A 17,228-nucleotide genomic window follows, 5' to 3' on the forward strand; every position below is an offset into this window, starting at 1 on the left:
TTACTGGTTACGTAAAAATCGGGTGTCGGGTATTGGCTACTTTTGTGCCAGTGTTTTGGCACCCCGGGTGGTCAGAACAAGGCGTGTTTCGGTCAGTTCAGGCAGGTTGCGCATACCCCGGTCAACGCACCGCGTGTTTTTCAGCGCATCTTTCAGGGTTCCGGCAATAATGGCCGACCCAAACTGGTTTTCCTGGGTTTGCAGGGGGCAGAACCGGGTTGTGGAGGCTGCCGCAAGCAGGGTTTCCTGACCAAACGGCGGAACACACTCAAACTGCCGGGGCAACAGAATGTCTTTGTTGATCTGGTCGGCCTTTATTTCCATTTCGTCGAGGAAGGCAACGGCCCCGTCGGTCTGTACGTAGACCAGCCGCACAAAGCAGGGCTTGTTTACGCGAAGGCCTACCGTCATGGTATCCCCTTCCCAGAACTCCAGGCTTTTCCGGACCCGGCCTGATGCCTTCAGGGCAATCTGCAGGGGGGTAGAGGCCGCGGGAGAGACCGTCGGGGCTTCGGCCGTGATCGTTTGCTGGGTGGTTATGGCAGCATCATTGTCTTCCGGCTTCAGCTTCAGCCCTTTCTGTAGTACCCAGGTGACCGGCAGATCCCGGTTGGGAGCCAGGGTGGTGATGCTTTTGTCGGTACTCAGATCAAACAGTTCAGTGGTAATTTCCACCTGATTGCCACGCTGTTGGTAACTCCCCCGGATGCCCTGCCCCTGTGGGCGGTCATCGGCTATCACATTGATACCGTCGCTTTTAAGCCGGTGCCGCAGCTCGTCGGCCAGTTGGTCAGAGAAGGCATTGGTCAACTGGCTGTTGTCGTACGAGAATTTTCTGACCACCAGCGGCACCTGTTTATTGGGCAGCTTTTCCGCTATGCTGCGGGCCAGCCGATACGCCGTCCAGCTCAGGCTCCGCTCTTTTTCGCGCAGGGCGATGATATCTACATCGGCCGGAAAGGATTCGGCTTTTGGCGGAATGGCCCGAGCGTTTTCAATCTTCACAATCTTGTAGTTCTCCGGCTCAAAACCAGTGGAGCCCGCAACCAGGTCGAACGTGTAGTGGATCGCCAGCGGGGTGGTTTTCCGGGTCCGACTTGTTCCGGGTTTTTCATACTCGGTCGTTTGCGATACATAGGCGATCACCACCGGTTTTCCGGCTTTATTCCGGCTGAGCAGGTACCGGGCCTTACCCGGATCTACGGTGGCCTCTCCTCGATAAAGCCGGAACTGCTGGATGTACTGCTGAACGGGGAAACCTTCGCCAACCAGGTCGCTGTAGACGAATGTTTCTTTGTCCAGAAACGACTGAGCAATGAGCGTTTGCTGTTTCTGGACAAACTCGCCCTGGGAGCCACAGTACAAACCGGCCGCGTTCAGACCGCTGATGTAGTCTTCCAACTCAATATGGCAGCGTTTAATAAATGCGGTGCTGTCGCCTTTGGTGAATCGCTGCTGGGCCTGAACAACGGACGGGTTCATCCATCCGAAGAGCAGGAGAGGCAGAACAGCAACTAAAAATCGGGACATAGGTAAGGGGAGTTAAGGTTATAGAATAAGGGATTCAACCGTACGATCCAGGTATTCGGGTTGCTGCGAAAAGCCGATCTTCCGGGTCTGTTCGATTACTTCGTTGCGTACATCGCGGAATACATCGTCGATCCGGCGTCCTTTTTTCAGGTGGGCCAGCAGGGCGGCCGTATAGTAGCCATGCTGCTGCGGACCATTGCGGGCGGTGGCACCGGGCGCGGTAGCCAGGGCTACGTAGCAGTTTTTGATCCGGTTTTCGACGTGGATGGGTCGGAACCCCCGCGCCACACCCGGCACCGCCGGCCGGGGCTGCCAGTCCGCTGCCGGCAGTTGCACCGACCGATGCTGCACCTTGTCGGCAGTGGGTTTGCCGCCGGTTGCCGGCGTGCCGGCCGGTTGGCTGAACGGATCGTCGCGGCAGGCGTCGATGATGATGATGCAGTACCGGGGTTCCTGTCGTTGCAGGGCGTCGATCAGGTTGGTTACCGAATAGGCCTGCAAACTGATTTCTTCTTCAGTTTTTAGCCGGCAGTCTACGGGCATCAGGTAATTTTCGCCCCGGTACTGAATCCCGTGACCGGCGTAAAACACCAGGGCTACGTCGGCTTTGGCCGCTTTTTCGTAGAACTGGCGGAGAATTTTACCGCTCTCTTCGTAAGTTTGGTCAACGGACAGCAGGGTTTCAAATCCCAGGTCGCGCAGGCGTTTCTCCATTGCTTTGGCGTCGTTGGCGGGCTGTCCGTCCAGGCTGGTTACGTACCGGTAGCTGGAGTTGCCCAGGACCAGCGCCACCCGCCGACCCGTAAAATTGGAGGCCGGCAAGGGGGCTGTTCCCCCGATTTTGAGTCGCTGCTCCAGTTGCCGTTTCCCTACCAGGGCATCGGCGTAGTCGGAGTCGAGGTCCAGTGCCTGCTGATAAAAGCGCAGGGCCTGCTGCGCATCTCCCTTCTGCTCATACGCTTCGCCGAGGTCGCAGTACACCCGAAACGGCTGACCGTGTTTCAGGTTGAGGCTGGTCTGAAAATCGGCAATAGCCAGGTCGGTCTGTCCCTTCCGCAACCGCGCCCGCCCCCGGTTGCGGTACGCATACGGCGACTGCGCATCCAGGCCGATGCCTTTCTGGGCCGTAGCTTCGGCTTCGTCAAACCGGCCGTGCTTGGTCTGGCAGTAGCTCAGGCCGCTGTAGTAATCCGCCTTGTCGGGGGCACGGGCAATGGCCTGCTGGTAGTCTAGGGCAGCCCGGTCGTACTCGCTCAACTGAATAAAGATGTATGCCCGCTGGGCGTAATATTTGGCGGGTTTATCGTTCCGGCGCAGTGCCTGGTTCACGTCATCCATCGCTTCGCGGTAGGCTCTGACGGCGGGCAGCGACCGTACCACGGCGAGGCCGTTGAAGGCTTCGGCCGCCGTGAGGTGATCGGGCTGCAGTTTCAGCACTTCGGTATAGTACCCGATGGCTTTCTGCGGATCGGTTTCGCGGTCGGCCAGGTCCATCCACTGCTGGAGGGTGCGGGTCGGCTGGGCTGGGGCCGGCAGGGTAACTAACCCCAGAATGCCGGCCAGTGCGATTAGGCGGAGTAGCTGTTTCATCGCGTTTTTTCCGGTTGGGTCCAGTTGATAATCACGTTCGATACCTGCGCCCAGGGGCCGGTCTGGTGCTCCGGAAAGCGGACCGCATCGGTATGCCGGCGTTGGTAAAGTTGCTGACTGCCAATGGAGAGGGTGATTCCTTCCAGCGTAATTTGCCGCCCCACCAGCACCCGGTCGGGGTTGGGCAGGTATTCGTCGCAATAGCTCATATCGAACGATTGAACCCGAAAGTAGGCGAGGGCTTCGGGGCGGAGCCGCAGGGCCGGCAGTTCGTCGAGCGTCAGGGTATCAATGGCCCGGTTTGTAGCAATCAGAATCGTGTCGGAGCGCATGAGCTGTCTCAGCCGGGTGTGGGCTTCGTCGCGCCCGCTCGAATCGGCCAGGAACCGCACCAGCCAGTGCTGCAACTGATCGTGGTAGCCGGCTACTCTGGCTACGGTCAGGCCGGGAAGTTCTACCGGTAGATTGCTCCGGCGAATGCTGCGAATCAGCGGTTGGGTGTAGGTTTTTTGGTGAGCATTGGCTTCGACCAGAAACACCCAATCGTCCTGCAGGTGGTGCTGTTGCCGGCTGTCCCGGAAAACCCCGGTCAGGGCTACTTTGGCGGTCACTTCCAGCCGTACACGGTTCCGTTTCCGGTCTACCACCCGCAACTGGTACGGGTTTACCCGGAACACAAACACATCTTCCCAAAACCGGCCCGGCAGCGTGCCGATCCAGTTCCCGGCAGTAGTGTGGGGGGTAAGGTGCTGATAAAGAAGGGCCGGCTGGCTTAAATCCGGTACCTGAACTGTATCGGCCACAAAGAAGCCCTGGAGAGCCGCCTGCTGCCGACTACCGGTCGCCCCCTGATCCACGCGGCTGCTTAGCTGATTGACCCGGCTCTCCCAGGCCTTAAACCAGTTGGCAACGGCGGTATCCAGCTGGTATAATCCCTCCGGTTGCGGGGGCGTTGTCCAGCCGGCAGTGGCCGTCAGGCAGCCGCAAAGGGCAATGGCTAGAGCAATGAGGTGTTTCATGGCGGCAAGGTCAGTTTGACTTTTTAGCGGTTACGGCCCATTGCCGGTACCGGTCGATGGGGGCCGGCAGCAAAATGCGGAAGGCCGGATTGTAGAGGTCGGTAATCAGCCAGCCGGCATTGTCTTTCTCCCGGTGAAAATCGGTTAGCTTCAGCACCCACCCCTGGCGGACATCCAGATACAGATGAACCTGTTGCGTCTGCTGCACGCTAAGGCTGCCGTCCCGGAAGGCCCTGGCCACCCGGCTGAGGGTTTTGCTGACGGGGTACCCTTCCAGGCTAATCGTCAATAAGTTCTTCCGGCTGCTCAGTTCGTTATACAGGGTCAGAAACTGTGTTTCGTGGGTTTCGGAGCTGAGGTAGCGGGCGGTGGTATCCCGTTTGGGCAAAGCCGCAGGCAGGGTATCTGTTTTTGCGTTCTTCAGAAAAGGCGCTTCGGCGTCAATCAGCGTCCAGGCGTACGTTGAACCCGTCTGGTGCCTTTTCAGATAAAAGCGGACTTTCTGGGGCGTGTTGCGGTACAGGACAGCGTACTCTACCTCACCGAATAGCTGTTCGGTATTTTTCGGCAGAAAAACAGCCGCCGTGTCGGTGGTGACCGTCGTCACAAACTCGTCGGCCAGGAGTCGGTACGTCGGATTGTAACGGTCTGAGCGGGGGTTCAACCGCGGATCGTCTTCGTTGAAAAGCATCCGGATGTACCGGTCGCGGGGATACGTCAGCCGGCTCAGCGAATCGAAAGGCTGCTGCGTGGGGGTTTCCTGGTAGTTCAGCCGGGCCAGAAAATCGCCCACAAACGAGATGCGGTGAATCATAAAGGACTCGGCCGGTCGTTCAACTACCCGCAGGTAAGGCTGCCTGTCCGGCTCGGCCACCGTTCGGGCGAGCGAGTCCGGTACTGTAGCCACCGGCAGCGTATCGGCCAGGATAAAGAGCCGGGCGCCGGGGCCGGCTCCGGGCGTAAGGGGCCGGGTCGTCAGCATGAGGGTGAGGTGCGTTAACAGGTACCAGAAGGTCATGGTCAGGGAGGCTTATTTGTAGACCCGTTCGGTGGCGTTGACGGTGATGTTTCCGAACAGAACCATCCAGTTTTTTTCATTGTAGAACGGGTCTTCCCGGACCCGCAGATCAGCGTCAATCTTTTTGGTTGTTTTGTCGTTATAGACCGGAATGCCATTTCGCCAGGCCTTGAATTCCTGGAAATAAATCCCGGTAGCCTGGTAGGACCCATCGGCGTTTTGTTCCCATTTACTAAGCCGTACACTTTCGAAATTGGTGATCTCCACTTTATCGTAGGTCAGCGATTTAATCTTTTCCAGGTACTGACGCAGCGGTAGTACGTTGACTGTCCCTGTATTGATGTTGGAAACCTGGACTTTAACATCATCTGTTTTGAACATCTGTAGGGCAGTCCGAATGGCCTCATTCCGTTCTGTTAAAGGGCGGTTTTTATCCGCTATGATGCCCAGGTAATCGACAAAGGTTCTGATCCGGGTTTTGGCCTCTTCGCCGAAGTCTTTTAATTCGTCCAGGCTAAGTGTATCAGCCGGTGCAGCGGGCGCATGGCCGGCCCTGGTGGGCGTTGAAAGGCCGGCAAGGAGCAGGCCGAGCAGTACGGGGATATACAGAAATTTCATGGGTATCATCGGGTTTGGTTCCTGATTATCGCACGTGATTGACAAGGGCTATGGCGGACATGACTACTTGACGGGATGCCAGATTTCCTGGACGGCTACTTCGGTATAAAAGCGGCCCGAGGGATCTAATTTGGAAAGCCGCTCCACAACGTTAATCTGCCGGATGCTGGTTGCCAGCAAAGAGTAGCGACTCATGAGCTGTTCGAGCGGCATTTGCGCAACCTGGGTGGTGTTGACGTATACCCTCACCTTGGCGTTGTGGACAAAGAAATTGCTGGCCTGCGTTTGCCGTGAGGTCCGTTCCTGATAGCTGAGCGATTCATCGGCGAGGCTATTCAGGAAGTTGTTTACGTCGCTGAAATCAGGCCGCTGGGTTGGCGCGGCTGCGGGCGAGGCTGGTGGCGCAGGGGTAGCTGCCTGACCGGAGGAGGCCACCGTAGTCTGCATGGCGGCACTGGGGGGCGGTCCCAGGGAGGCTTCGGGTTGTACGGCTACACTCGTATCGGCGGCAGAAGGCTGCAACCGGTCCGGGGTAGCGGCCGACGCAACCGGGTTCGCCAGATTCAGCTCATAAATCGACTGCTGTTTGCTCAGGCGGGCGGCCGTAATGTTCTTCCGCATCCGGTTCTGGGCATCATCGAGCAGTTGGTCCCAGGTAACCTGTTCGTTATAATGGCAGGCATAATTCATCGACTCCAGCAGGGCCCAGGTGTAAAAGCTGCCACCCGGCGACGCGCCCGATACCTGCCCCCGTTTGCTGCTGCTGGCAATGACGCCCCCGCGTTGCTGAAGAAACAACTGGCGGTAAATTGCCGGATTGCAGTCGGCACCTTTCACCAGCGACCGGTCTTTCGGTAGTTTCTCGTCGACAACCCGGTTGCAGCAGTCGCCGATAGTCAGGCAGAAACGCGCCTTTTTTTTCAGCAACTCCTGGTGAATGAGCATCAAGGGGAAGTTACCGGCTCCGGTGGTATCGACCATCATGATGGGGAAGTTACCCGCATACTGGCTGAGGTTGTAGCCGTGGCCGGTATAATAAAACACGATGATATCGTCGGGGCCACAGCTCAGGCCGGTCACCAGCGACTGAATGTACGCGTTGCTGAAATACTCTTTTACCAGGGCACCGGGCTTGTAGGTGTACCCGATACTTTCCGCAATGGTGCGAAACTGGTCGTGGACGTTGACAATATCCAGTTGACAGGCACCGGCCAGGACTTTATCTTCGGTGGCACCCACCAGAATGACGTGGAACAGCGGCTTGTCCTGCGCCCGCAGCGACGTCAGACACAGGCAACAGACCAGCAGGAGAACAATCGATCGCATATGAGTTTTTGGTTTACGTCCATTGATGCTGTTACACGCACAAGGTTATCAGGATACGCCCCGGATTTTTTTGGCAATCGGCGGGTAAACAGGCTGTAAGCGGGTTATTTGACCATCTGGTAAAATTATTTACCGGCAACTGGTCAACCTATACCTACATTTTGGTATTTCTCCTAAGGAAAATTAGGGGTTGTCAGGGCTATCGCCCGATTCTGACACCAGTTGGTACGGCCTGGCAACCGCAGCTTCGGCGGTCGGCCATAATAGTGTGCAAGAGGGCAATAGGGTGGCCGGTAAATTCGTAGTTACAGAACCCCGGCGGCTTTCCATCGTTTTTGGGTTAATTTTGGGCCGATGAAACAAATTCACCTGCGATACTTATTGCTTTTTCTTTGCTTCGGATACACTACAGCGGCTGTCGCTCAGTTTCCCAATATGCCCCGCCTGCCGCAGGGGGGAGGCCGGCCGGGCAGCTCCGGATCGGGCGGAGGCATCGACGACTCGACCAAAGTAATTTACGGCCCTACCACCACCCGTTTTTTTCTGGAACCGGATGTGTTCAACAACCGGAAGCGGCTGTATACCATAGATACCCTGTTCGACGGTGTGCATATGTATAACTTTGTGCAGCGGAACGATAACCTTTATCAGGATCTGGGGGCTCTGGGTACGCCTATGCGGCCGGTGTTTTATCAGGAGCCGGCGCAGATTGGGGCCCAGCCCGGCTATTATGTGTATGCCCCCTATGCCTACCAGACCCCACAGGTGCGGTACTACGACACGAAATCGCCGTTTACCAATATGTATCTGGTGCTGGGTGGCCGTAATCAGAACCTGCTCAATTTTGACATGGCCCAGAACATTACCTCCCGCTGGAATGTGGGCTTTAACGTGCAGCGGTTTACCTCACAAAAACAGTTCGGCACCAGCGGCACCAGCGATCCGCTCCGGCTGCTGGCCCAGAACTGGGGTTTTCTGGGCCATACCAACTACCGCTCAAAAAACGACAAATACACCCTGCTGCTGCACTTTAACCACATGAACCATCAGGTCGCCGATCAGGGTGGTTTGCTGCCGGGTATTCAGCTGGTGGGTTTCGACACGGTGCGGGTCCGGTACGACTACGAAGGCCGGGCCCGGCTCAACCAGGCCGGCACGCGGGAGATTCGCAACGACTGGCACCTCTACCACCAGTATGTGCTCGACCAGGGGTTTCAGCTATACCACCGGCTCGACTACCGCCGGCACATCAACGGCTTCACCGACGAGAACATCAGCACCGACCGGCCGCTGTCGGCTGCGGAGGGCCTCCGGCCGTTTTATCCGACCATCCTGTACGACAGCACCAAAACCATTCAGGATGTGCGCTACCGGGAGATTGAAAATAATTTTGGGCTGAAAGGCATTTACCGGGGCTTCAATTACCGGGCTTATTACCGGCAGCGGTTTTACCGCCAGAACGGCCGCTACAACGATTCGCCGGATGATACGTTCAATACTTACCGGATACAGCGGCTCGAAAACTTTGTGGGCCTGTGGCTGGGCTACTACTTTCCGGATAGTACGTCGCGGGTGACGGCGGAGGTGGAATACCTGCTCGGGCGCGATTTCCGGCTGGAGGGGCAGTTGGAAAGCCGCTGGTTTACGGCCGGGTACCGCAGCATCTTCTCCTCGCCGACGCTGATTCAGGAGCGGTTCCAGAGTAACAACTTCTTCTGGCGGAACAACTTCGGCCTGCAGGGCACCAACCACGCTTACGGCATGCTGAACCTGCGGGTGAAGAAGTGGCGGTTTCAGCCGGCGCTGGATTATTACCTGATCAACAATTATATTTATTTCGATACGCAGGCTACGGCCCGGCAGTTTTCCGGAGCCTTCAGTATGCTACGGGCGGGGCTGGGTGCGCAGTACCGGACGGGTAAGTTCCAGGCGCTGACCCAGGTGTATTATACGCTGGTCTCGCGGGGCGATCTGCTGCGGGTGCCGAGGCTGTTCCTGAACGCCCGGATTGCCTACGATTTCCTGTACGCCAAAGTGCTGTTTATCCAGACCGGCGTGGAGCTGCACTACAAGTCACGGTACTTTGCCGATGCCTACATGCCGGTGATGCAGCAGTTTCATTTGCAAAACGACCAGGCGGTGGAGGGTTACCTGCTGGCCGATGTGTTTGCTAACCTTCGCATCAACCGCGTGCGGCTGTTCGTCAAAATGTCGCACGCCAACCAGGGCCTGTTTGTGCCGGGCTATTATGTGGCCCCCGGCTTTCTCCAGATGCGCCGTACCTTCGGCTTTGGGGTGCATTGGTATTTGTTTGACTAGAAGTGAAAGAGTGAGATAGCGGGTGTCCCCGTATAAAAGACTTAATCTGGTATGAAAATTCTCCACATTCTTAATGGTGACGCTACCCTCCACGGCTTTCGGCATTCCGGGCTGCGGGGTGATGTAGCGGTCTGGCGCGAAATGCTGTCGGAAGGACCGGTGAAGGCCGATGTGCGGTCTGATGAAGAATTTTGGTCGATTCGCCGGAACTGGATTCAGGCGCAGTTTGGCGACCGCTTGCCGGCGGAGGAGACCTACGACGAGAAGGTCGTGCGGGAGTTTGAACGCATTTGCCAATACGCCGATTACGACGAGGTAATTTTCTGGTTTGAGCAGGATTTGTTCTGCCAGATCAACCTGGTGTTTCTGCTGGGCTGCTTTGCACGGGTGGATCTGGGACCGGTAACGCTGAAGCAGGTGTCGATCGACCATCACCCGGAGGTGCCGGATTTTAAAGGGTTGGGGCAACTGTCCGGTGCGCAATTAGCGGCCCTTTATCCCAGCGCGGAAGCACTCACCGCACATGAACTGACCGTAGCGGCTCAGGTGTGGCAGGCGTATGCCGGAACCGATCCTTATAAACTGATTGACCTGTTGAGTACAGACTTTGGAAAGCTGCGCTACCTGAAAGCCGCGCTGCTCAATCACCTCCGGCGATTTCCGGCTCAACAGACCGACCTGAATGCTATCGAAAGACAATTAATATCCATCCAAAACCAAGCGTCGCTGACGGAGTCTGAACTGGTCGGGCACTTTCTGCAACAGGACCGGGTGTATGGAATCGGCGACTGGTCGGTGGCGCAGTACATCCGCCAGATGAACGCCGGGTTACGCCCAACGCCCCGCTGGGTGGGCGGCTACGAAATCGGCCCGGAATCCCGGCTGCGCTGGGCGGAAGACCTATTGAGTTTTGTTGAACGATAGCGGTATGTCTTTAACAACGTTAGGACTGGAATTGCCCACCGACCCGCGCTGGGTGAACATTGCCGAAATGAACATCGGCGAAATCCTGATCGACCATGCTTTCTGTGAGCAGAAAGCGGCTTCGTCGTGCATCTCGCTCATTGTGCAGTACCCCGAAAAAGAAAAACTGGTAGAGGTGCTCACGCCGGTGGTGGCCGAGGAGTGGGGGCATTTTCAGCGGGTGCTGAAGGAGCTGCGTAAGCGCAATATTCCACTCAGTCACAAACGGAGGGATGAATATGTTCATGCCCTGCAACAGCATATCCGTAAGTCCGGCAACCACCTGGAGCAACTCATGGAAAAGCTGCTGCTGAACGCCCTGATCGAGGCCCGGAGCTGCGAGCGGTTCAAATTGCTGTCGGAGTACATCGCCGATGAAGGCCTGCGGAAATTCTACCGCGAGCTGATGATCTCCGAAGCCGGCCACTACCGTACCTTTATTGAACTGGCCGAAGAATACTGCGGCAAAGAACGCGCCCGAACCCGCTGGAAAGAACTCCTCGACACCGAAGCCCAAATCATGGCGACCCTGGCCGTGCGGGGGGATCGGATGCATTAGCGCACCCGTACCCCGGATTGCAAATCCGGCAGGAAGATTATCGCAACCCGGATTTACAATCCGGGGCCACTCAACCCATCAGTTAATCGGCCAAAGTTCCCATTCTGAAGACTTCTTTGCCTGAACCGTCGATTTTTGCATAGATTTAAGCAATAGGATGCTTTCTTTATTGGTTATTACACAAACGGCTTAAACGGAACGGGTTATGAAAGCAACGCTTACCCTATTGCTGGTCTTATGGGCCCTTGTGGGCCGGGCTAATTATATTCTTATCCCGATGGACGAACAGCAGGCCAATCACCTGAAAGCCTATGGTATCGCTTACCATATTTTGAAAGAAGGGGGCGAACTGGACTGGCTGCTCAATTACCGGGGCGGTAGTTTCATGCTCAAACACAACCAGGCCTTTGAGCGGGAGTGCCGGGTCAGAGGTGTTAGCTGCGAAATCATATCCGACGCAAACGCGAACGGTATTTTACGGCAGATTGCCAATCCGGATGCCAATATGGACGCCGTAAAGTTGCTCAAAGCCGCTAAAATTGCCGTGTACTCCCCCATAAAGGTCAGCCCCTCGGAGTTTGAGAATACCGATGCCGTGCTAATTGTGCTCAACTACGCCGAAATTCCTTATGAAGTCATCTACGACGAAGAAATTCTGAAGGGCGACCTGGCCAAGTACGACTGGCTGCACCTGCACCACGAAGATTTTACCGGTCAGTTTGGCCGCAGCATCCGGCGCATGTCGGCCGCCGACCTGAAAGCGCAGGAAGATATTGCCCGCAAGTTCGGCTACGCCAAAGTCTCGCAGATGAAGCTGGCGGTGGCCAAAGGCATCAAAGGCTTCTGCGCCGGTGGCGGCTACCTGTTTGCCATGTGCTCCGGGGCCGAAACCTTCGATATTGCCCTGGCCGCCGAGGGCGTCGATATTGTGGATAGTCAGTTCGACGGCGATGGCGTTGACCCCAACGCGCAGTCGAAGCTGGATTTCAGCAAGACCTTTGCCTTCCACAATTTTACGCTGGACATGGACAACGGCTACCGGGGTATGTCTTTTTCCGACATCAACAGTGCCTCCGGCCGCTGGAGCTACGACGAACCTAGCAGCTACTTCACCCTGTTCGAGTTTTCGGCCAAGTGGGATGTGATCCCGGCCATGCTGACCCAAAACCACGAGAACATCATCAAGGAGTTTCACGGGCAGACAACCGCTTTCCGGAAGCAAACGGTTAAGCCCAACGTGCTGGTGATGGGTACCAGCAAAACTTCCGACCGCTACATCTACGGCGAAATGGGCAACGGCCAATGGACCTTCTACGGTGGCCACGACCCCGAAGGCATCCGGGGCAACTTCCGCAACCCCACCGACCTGAACCTGCACCCGCACTCGCCCGGCTACCGGCTCATCCTCAACAACGTGCTCTTTCCGTCTGCCCGGAAGAAGAAGCGGAAGACGTAGGCAGCTCCGTGCTGGAGAGCAATCATATCGGCCGGGAGCTGAAACTGCGGGCACGCCAGCGCAACCTCAGCTCGGGCGGCTACACCGAAGTGGAAATCAGCTTCACACCCCGGGCCTGCAACACCCGAGAGCCGGCAGCGGCCTGGGCCGAGGTGGTGGAGGCGGTCGTGCATCCCAACCCGATAACGGAGTTGCTACGGGTCAGCATTCGGGGGCTGTCTCAGCCGGCGACGGTGCATCTATACGATGTGCAGGGCCGGATGCGGGGTGAGTGGGTGGTCAGGCCGGTGGCCGGCGTGGGGCAGTTGCAGGCCCCGGTAAGCCATCTGGCCGAAGGGCTGTACCTCTTGCAGGTTGAAACGGCGGAGGGTGTGCTCAGCCGACAGCGGGTGCTCAAGCAACGCTGATCAGAGCCTACTGCATACAGGCGATAACAGGAGGGGTTTCCCGGCATGAAGACCGGGAAACCCCTCCTGTTTAGCAGTTATACATAGTACAAAACAATCATATTAAAGTTGAGTGGCCATGACACGCTTTTCCTGTTTATATTTAGCCTGCTGCAAGTTTCAGATAATCAGAAATTACCAGGTAGTCAACTGTGAAACGCTCAGTCCTTGTTATCACACTTCTGCTTTGTTGCCGGATGTTGGCTCAGGCCCAGCCGGGTGGGTCGCCTTACGCGGTTTCCGTGCAGCGTTATGGAGTGGAGCAGGGGCTGGCCCACCGTGAGGTGAACGCTATTTTGCAGGACCGGCAGGGATTTATGTGGTTTGCCACGAAAGGTGGGTTGAGCCGCTTCGACGGGAAAACCTTTACGACCTATAATCAGGAACGCAACGGCTTTGCCTTTGACGATATTCAGTTCATGGCCCAGGATGCCGACGGAAAGCTTTGGCTAATGGGGATGCAGAAGCCGCCCTGGGAGGTGATGATCTTCGATCCGCAGACCGAGCGGGCTACGACCTTCCAGCAGCAGTTTGGGCAGCGGTTACCCGTACAACAATGGAGTAAAAGCCTGCAGGTGGTGGCGAGTCCGCAGGGAACCATCTTCCTGTCGGGGGGAGAGACTCCCGCCGTGTTGCTGTCGTACCACCCCAGGACCGGTCTCCGGCGGGTGGTGCTGCCCAGGGCCAACACGCTGTCCGTTGTCCATGCAACCAACCACAACACGGTATGGGCCATCGTGGACGATCACCTCATGGCGGAGCTGACGCCCGATGGGCAGGTGCGCCGGCAGTACGACCATCCAGACATTCTCCTGTCGTCGACGATGGGGTGCAGCAACCCCACGACCCCCTTTTTTTACGTGGAAAAGCCGGGGTCACCCCCCTTTCCCTTCCGGGCTATCTACAGTATCGACGAACAGGGTAACCGCCACCAATACGCCAACGAACTGCTGGGTGACGCCACTCAGTATCGGGTGCCCATACCCATCTACCTCGAATCTACAGGACTGATTTGGGAGAATGCCCGCCTGATCGATCCCCGGAAGGGGGTAGTACTGGACCTCGCCAAACAGGGCTATACCCGGATAGGTGGGCGGGGGGCTATTTATACGGATCGTGCCGGCCAAATCTGGCTGGCCAATCATTATGGCGTCAGTCAGGTTAAACTGGCTCCCAGTCGTTTCCGGCGGCTGTTTTACAATCCGGGCGATTCGGAAGAGACACCGGCCATTCGGGGTATTCGGGTTATCGGCAACCACTTGTATGTTAACAAGGAAGGGAAAGGGCTATATAAAGCCGACAAGTCCGGAAAACAGGTCGATCCGATCTACACCAGGCCCAACTACGCGGCCATGTATGCCCTCGCGCAGGACCGGCAGGGACGATTGTATGCCGGTGCCAACGGGCATCTGCTCCGGGCCGATTCGGCCGGCAGTCGGTCTTCGGTGAGACTGTCCCCCGTCGATAACCAGTATAATCTCTGGACGCTGTATGCTTACAGCGATACCCACCTGCTGGGCGGTTGTGAGCGGGGCCTGCGGCTGATTGACGCCGGAACCGGCCGGCTGTCGGTCTTCACTCACTACAATGCCTTCCCTGAACTGGCCGAAGCGCATGTACTGCACATTGCCCCCGACCGGCAGGGTACCCTCTGGGTCTGCGCCAACACGGGGCTGTACACCGTCGACCCCCGGCGGGGCATTACCGCCCGCTACTGGAGCGGAGGGAAGGGTCCCTACCACCTCCCCGCCGACAATATCCAGCATGTTTACCAAGACCCCAACGGGCTGTACTGGCTGGCGACGGCCAACCGGGGGCTGGTGTGCTGGGACCGCGCCGGCGGACAATCCCGCACCATCCGACGCGCCGACGGTCTCTCCAACGACAACATCTATGCCGTGTACGCCGACCGCCGGGGTGACCTCTGGCTCAGCAGCGACTACGGCATTATGCGGTTCGACCCCCGCAGCCAGACCACCCGGACCTACCTGGTCGAAGAAGGCATTACCAACGTGGAGTTTAACCGCATCGCCCATTTTCAGGACATCGACGGGCGGATTTACTTCGGCGGGCTGAACGGCATCACCAGCTTCGACCCCCGCGATTTCGAGAACGAAAAGCAGCCGGAGCGCCCTCCGCTGTACCTCACGGCCTTCCGGCAACTGGATCCCGCACAGGGAAAAATGGTCGACAAAACCGCCGAGGTGCAGCAATCGGGCCGCATCCGGATTCCGCCCGGCGACGCCGTCAGTGTGCTGGAGGTGGCCTTTCTGAACTTCGACGATGCCAACCGCAACGTGTACGCCTACCAGGTGGTGGGCCTGGACGAGGGCTGGGTGACGCAGCCGGAACCGACGCTGCGATTGACCAAGCTACCCTACGGCGACTACCAACTACAGGTGCGGGCGCAGGCGGCCAACGGGCAGTGGTCGGCCAACACGCTCCAGTTCGCGCTGACGGTGGCGCGGCCGTTTTACCTGCGTACGTGGTTTCTGATGCTGCTGGGCACTTTGGCGGTAGCGGGCGTCTGGGGCTGGGCACGCCGGCGCAACTGGGTGTACCGGCAGGAACAGCAACGGCTGCAAACCCAGATCAGGCTGGCGACGGCCCGCATTGAGCAGGATAAGCAAACCATTGCCCGGCAGGCCGAGGCCCTTCAGGAACTGGATCAGGCCAAATCGCGGTTTTTTGCCAACATCTCGCATGAGTTCCGGACCCCGCTGACGGTGATTCTGGGCATGGCCGGTGAACTGAAGGGCGAGGTGCCGCCCCAGCGGCTGGGGCAGGTGGCTGAGTTAATCGAGTCCAACGGCCGCAACCTGCTGCGGCTCATCAACCAGATTCTGGACCTCTCGAAACTCGAAGCGGGGGAGATGGGCCTGAAGCTGGAACGCACCGACCTGGTGCCGTTTACGGCTTACGTGGTCGAGTCGTTTCACTCCCTGGCCCGTCAGAAAGGCATATCGTTGCAGACTGTGCTGGAACCGGTTACCTACGAAGCTGACATTGATAAAGACAAGCTGCAGGATGTGCTGGCCAATTTGCTGACCAACGCCGTCAAGTTTACCCCTAAAGGCGGTCAGGTAACCTGTCAGGTCCGGGTAGAACCCGACCGGAATGCGCTGCTGCCGGCCGGCTACCACCAGGAACTGACCCCGGCGACCCACCTCGACGGACCCTGGCTACAGCTTCGCGTGAGCGACAGTGGTCCCGGCATTCCGCCGGCTGGTCTGCCGCGCATCTTCGACCGCTTTTATCGGCAGTCTGACCATCCGGGAGAAAATCAGGCGACAGTGCAGGCGGAAGGTACCGGCATTGGGCTGGCGTTTGTGCGGGAACTGGTAAGCCTGATGCACGGGGGATTGGCGGTATGGAGCCGGCCGGGCGAGGGCTCCGTGTTTGTGGTCAGCCTGCCGTTGCTCCGTACGGATGGACAGGCCGGGGTATCTGCCGGGCCAGAGGTATTCCTAAATAATGTGCCCGCACATACCCGTCAGAATCCTGAACGGTTGGTTGTAAGCCCCGACCGCAACGCCTGGATAGAAACGGTGACGGAAGAGGTCGACGACAGGCCCCTCTTGCTGCTGGTGGAAGACAACGACGACGTGGCTGCCTACATCCAGACCTGTGTGCAGGCCGACTATCAGGTGATGCATGCCGGAAACGGGCAGGCCGGTATTGATGCCGCCCTGGAGCATATACCGGATCTGATTGTGAGCGATGTGATGATGCCGGTGAAAGACGGCTTTGCGCTCTGCGACACCCTGAAAAACGACGAGCGCACCAGCCACATCCCTATTGTGCTGCTCACCGCCCGGGCTGCCGTGGGCGACCGCATTGCCGGATTACGGCGCGGGGCCGATCATTATTTGGTGAAACCGTTCCAGCGCGAGGAGTTGCTGGTGGTGCTGAGTAACCTGTTGCAGACCCGGCGTCTGCTGCAGCTCTACTACAGCCAGGTGGCATTGGCCCCGGCCCTGTCCGCTGCTCGACAGCCGGCCGACACCAACCCCATGGAGTTGGCGGGTGAGCAGACCGAAAACTTCTTTATTCGGCGGCTGCGCAGCACACTCGACGTGCGGCTGGGCGATTCTGAGCTTACAGTGGAGGAGATTTGTCAAACCATGGGTATGAGCCGCTCTGGCCTGCACGGCAAGCTGCGGGCGCTGACGGGTATGTCGCTGAGTCGCTACCTGCGGACCCTGCGCCTGCGCCGGGCGCAGGACCTGCTAAGCCGGACGGCGCTGACGGTATCGGAAGTTGCCTATGCCGTTGGCTTTGAGGACCCGAAGTACTTCAGCCGGGTATTTCTGGAAGAATACGGGGAAACACCGGGGAGTTTCCGCCAAAAAAATGAGAACCGAACATAACTCCACCTTTTCGC

At 57.8% G+C, this 17,228-nt stretch carries 12 protein-coding genes; 6 read left to right on the top strand and 6 right to left on the bottom strand.

Going from position 1 to position 17,228, the window contains the following annotated elements:
* Positions 1 to 36: 36 nt before the first annotated feature.
* From ABD931_RS16190 to ABD931_RS16215, 6 genes are all read right to left on the bottom strand, one after another.
* Entirely contained in the window at positions 37 to 1,530 is a 1,494-nt protein-coding gene (locus ABD931_RS16190) for a DUF4384 domain-containing protein (protein WP_345268853.1), read from the bottom strand.
* Between the two features lie 18 nt (positions 1,531 to 1,548).
* Positions 1,549 to 3,120, bottom strand: coding sequence for a caspase family protein (locus tag ABD931_RS16195; protein WP_345268854.1), 1,572 nt, complete (start codon positions 3,118 to 3,120; stop codon positions 1,549 to 1,551).
* Positions 3,117 to 4,139: a hypothetical protein gene (locus ABD931_RS16200; protein WP_345268855.1), complete on the bottom strand. Its 1,023-nt coding sequence runs from the start codon at positions 4,137 to 4,139 to the stop codon at positions 3,117 to 3,119. The genes ABD931_RS16195 and ABD931_RS16200 overlap by 4 nt, the downstream gene beginning before the upstream one ends.
* 10 nt (positions 4,140 to 4,149) lie before the next feature.
* A complete protein-coding gene (locus ABD931_RS16205) occupies positions 4,150 to 5,157 on the bottom strand; it encodes a hypothetical protein (protein ID WP_345268857.1) in 1,008 nt (335 codons plus the stop codon).
* Positions 5,158 to 5,169: 12 nt separating this feature from the next.
* Positions 5,170 to 5,775, bottom strand: a complete 606-nt coding sequence (locus tag ABD931_RS16210) for a hypothetical protein (RefSeq protein WP_345268858.1) — start codon at positions 5,773 to 5,775, stop codon at positions 5,170 to 5,172.
* 63 nt (positions 5,776 to 5,838) lie between these two features.
* Positions 5,839 to 7,101, bottom strand: a complete 1,263-nt coding sequence (locus ABD931_RS16215; protein ID WP_345268859.1) for a caspase family protein — start codon at positions 7,099 to 7,101, stop codon at positions 5,839 to 5,841.
* A 354-nt stretch (positions 7,102 to 7,455) separates the two neighbouring features.
* On the opposite strand from ABD931_RS16215, the gene ABD931_RS16220 reads away from it, so the two are divergent.
* The 6 genes from ABD931_RS16220 to ABD931_RS16245 all read left to right on the top strand — a co-directional run bounded on the left by ABD931_RS16220 (position 7,456) and on the right by ABD931_RS16245 (position 17,214).
* Entirely contained in the window at positions 7,456 to 9,420 is a 1,965-nt protein-coding gene (locus ABD931_RS16220) for a putative porin (protein ID WP_345268861.1), read from the top strand.
* A 51-nt stretch (positions 9,421 to 9,471) separates the two neighbouring features.
* Entirely contained in the window at positions 9,472 to 10,344 is an 873-nt protein-coding gene (locus ABD931_RS16225; protein ID WP_345268862.1) for a DUF1835 domain-containing protein, read from the top strand.
* Between the two features lie 4 nt (positions 10,345 to 10,348).
* Entirely contained in the window at positions 10,349 to 10,942 is a 594-nt protein-coding gene (locus ABD931_RS16230) for a MiaE family protein (protein WP_345268863.1), read from the top strand.
* A gap of 205 nt (positions 10,943 to 11,147) precedes the next feature.
* The gene (locus tag ABD931_RS16235) at positions 11,148 to 12,398 is read left to right on the top strand and encodes an asparagine synthetase B (RefSeq protein ID WP_345268865.1); all 1,251 of its coding nucleotides are present in this window, start codon (positions 11,148 to 11,150) and stop codon (positions 12,396 to 12,398) included.
* A 152-nt stretch (positions 12,399 to 12,550) separates the two neighbouring features.
* Positions 12,551 to 12,805 (top strand): T9SS type A sorting domain-containing protein, encoded by a 255-nt coding sequence (locus ABD931_RS16240; RefSeq protein WP_345268866.1) that lies wholly within the window; start codon positions 12,551 to 12,553, stop codon positions 12,803 to 12,805.
* A gap of 236 nt (positions 12,806 to 13,041) precedes the next feature.
* Positions 13,042 to 17,214 carry a two-component regulator propeller domain-containing protein gene (locus ABD931_RS16245; RefSeq protein WP_345268867.1) on the top strand — a complete coding sequence of 1,391 codons (4,173 nt, stop codon included), beginning with the start codon at positions 13,042 to 13,044 and terminating at the stop codon, positions 17,212 to 17,214.
* Positions 17,215 to 17,228 lie beyond the last annotated feature (14 nt).

Origin of the sequence: Nibrella viscosa (genome assembly GCF_039541875.1) — a bacterium.
Taxonomy (GTDB): domain Bacteria; phylum Bacteroidota; class Bacteroidia; order Cytophagales; family Spirosomataceae; genus Nibrella; species Nibrella viscosa.

Bases quoted from the DNA above. Each gene is read 5' to 3' on its own strand.
- ABD931_RS16245 (WP_345268867.1), top strand. From the start codon at position 13,042: ATGTTGGCTCAGGCCCAGCCGGGTGGGTCGCCTTACGCGGTTTCCGTG.
- ABD931_RS16210 (WP_345268858.1), bottom strand. From the start codon at position 5,775: ATGAAATTTCTGTATATCCCCGTACTGCTCGGCCTGCTCCTTGCCGGC.
- ABD931_RS16200 (WP_345268855.1), bottom strand. From the start codon at position 4,139: ATGAAACACCTCATTGCTCTAGCCATTGCCCTTTGCGGCTGCCTGACG.
- ABD931_RS16190 (WP_345268853.1), bottom strand. From the start codon at position 1,530: ATGTCCCGATTTTTAGTTGCTGTTCTGCCTCTCCTGCTCTTCGGATGG.
- ABD931_RS16230 (WP_345268863.1), top strand. From the start codon at position 10,349: ATGTCTTTAACAACGTTAGGACTGGAATTGCCCACCGACCCGCGCTGG.
- ABD931_RS16235 (WP_345268865.1), top strand. From the start codon at position 11,148: ATGAAAGCAACGCTTACCCTATTGCTGGTCTTATGGGCCCTTGTGGGC.
- ABD931_RS16220 (WP_345268861.1), top strand. From the start codon at position 7,456: ATGAAACAAATTCACCTGCGATACTTATTGCTTTTTCTTTGCTTCGGA.
- ABD931_RS16195 (WP_345268854.1), bottom strand. From the start codon at position 3,120: ATGAAACAGCTACTCCGCCTAATCGCACTGGCCGGCATTCTGGGGTTA.
- ABD931_RS16205 (WP_345268857.1), bottom strand. From the start codon at position 5,157: ATGACCTTCTGGTACCTGTTAACGCACCTCACCCTCATGCTGACGACC.
- ABD931_RS16225 (WP_345268862.1), top strand. From the start codon at position 9,472: ATGAAAATTCTCCACATTCTTAATGGTGACGCTACCCTCCACGGCTTT.
- ABD931_RS16215 (WP_345268859.1), bottom strand. From the start codon at position 7,101: ATGCGATCGATTGTTCTCCTGCTGGTCTGTTGCCTGTGTCTGACGTCG.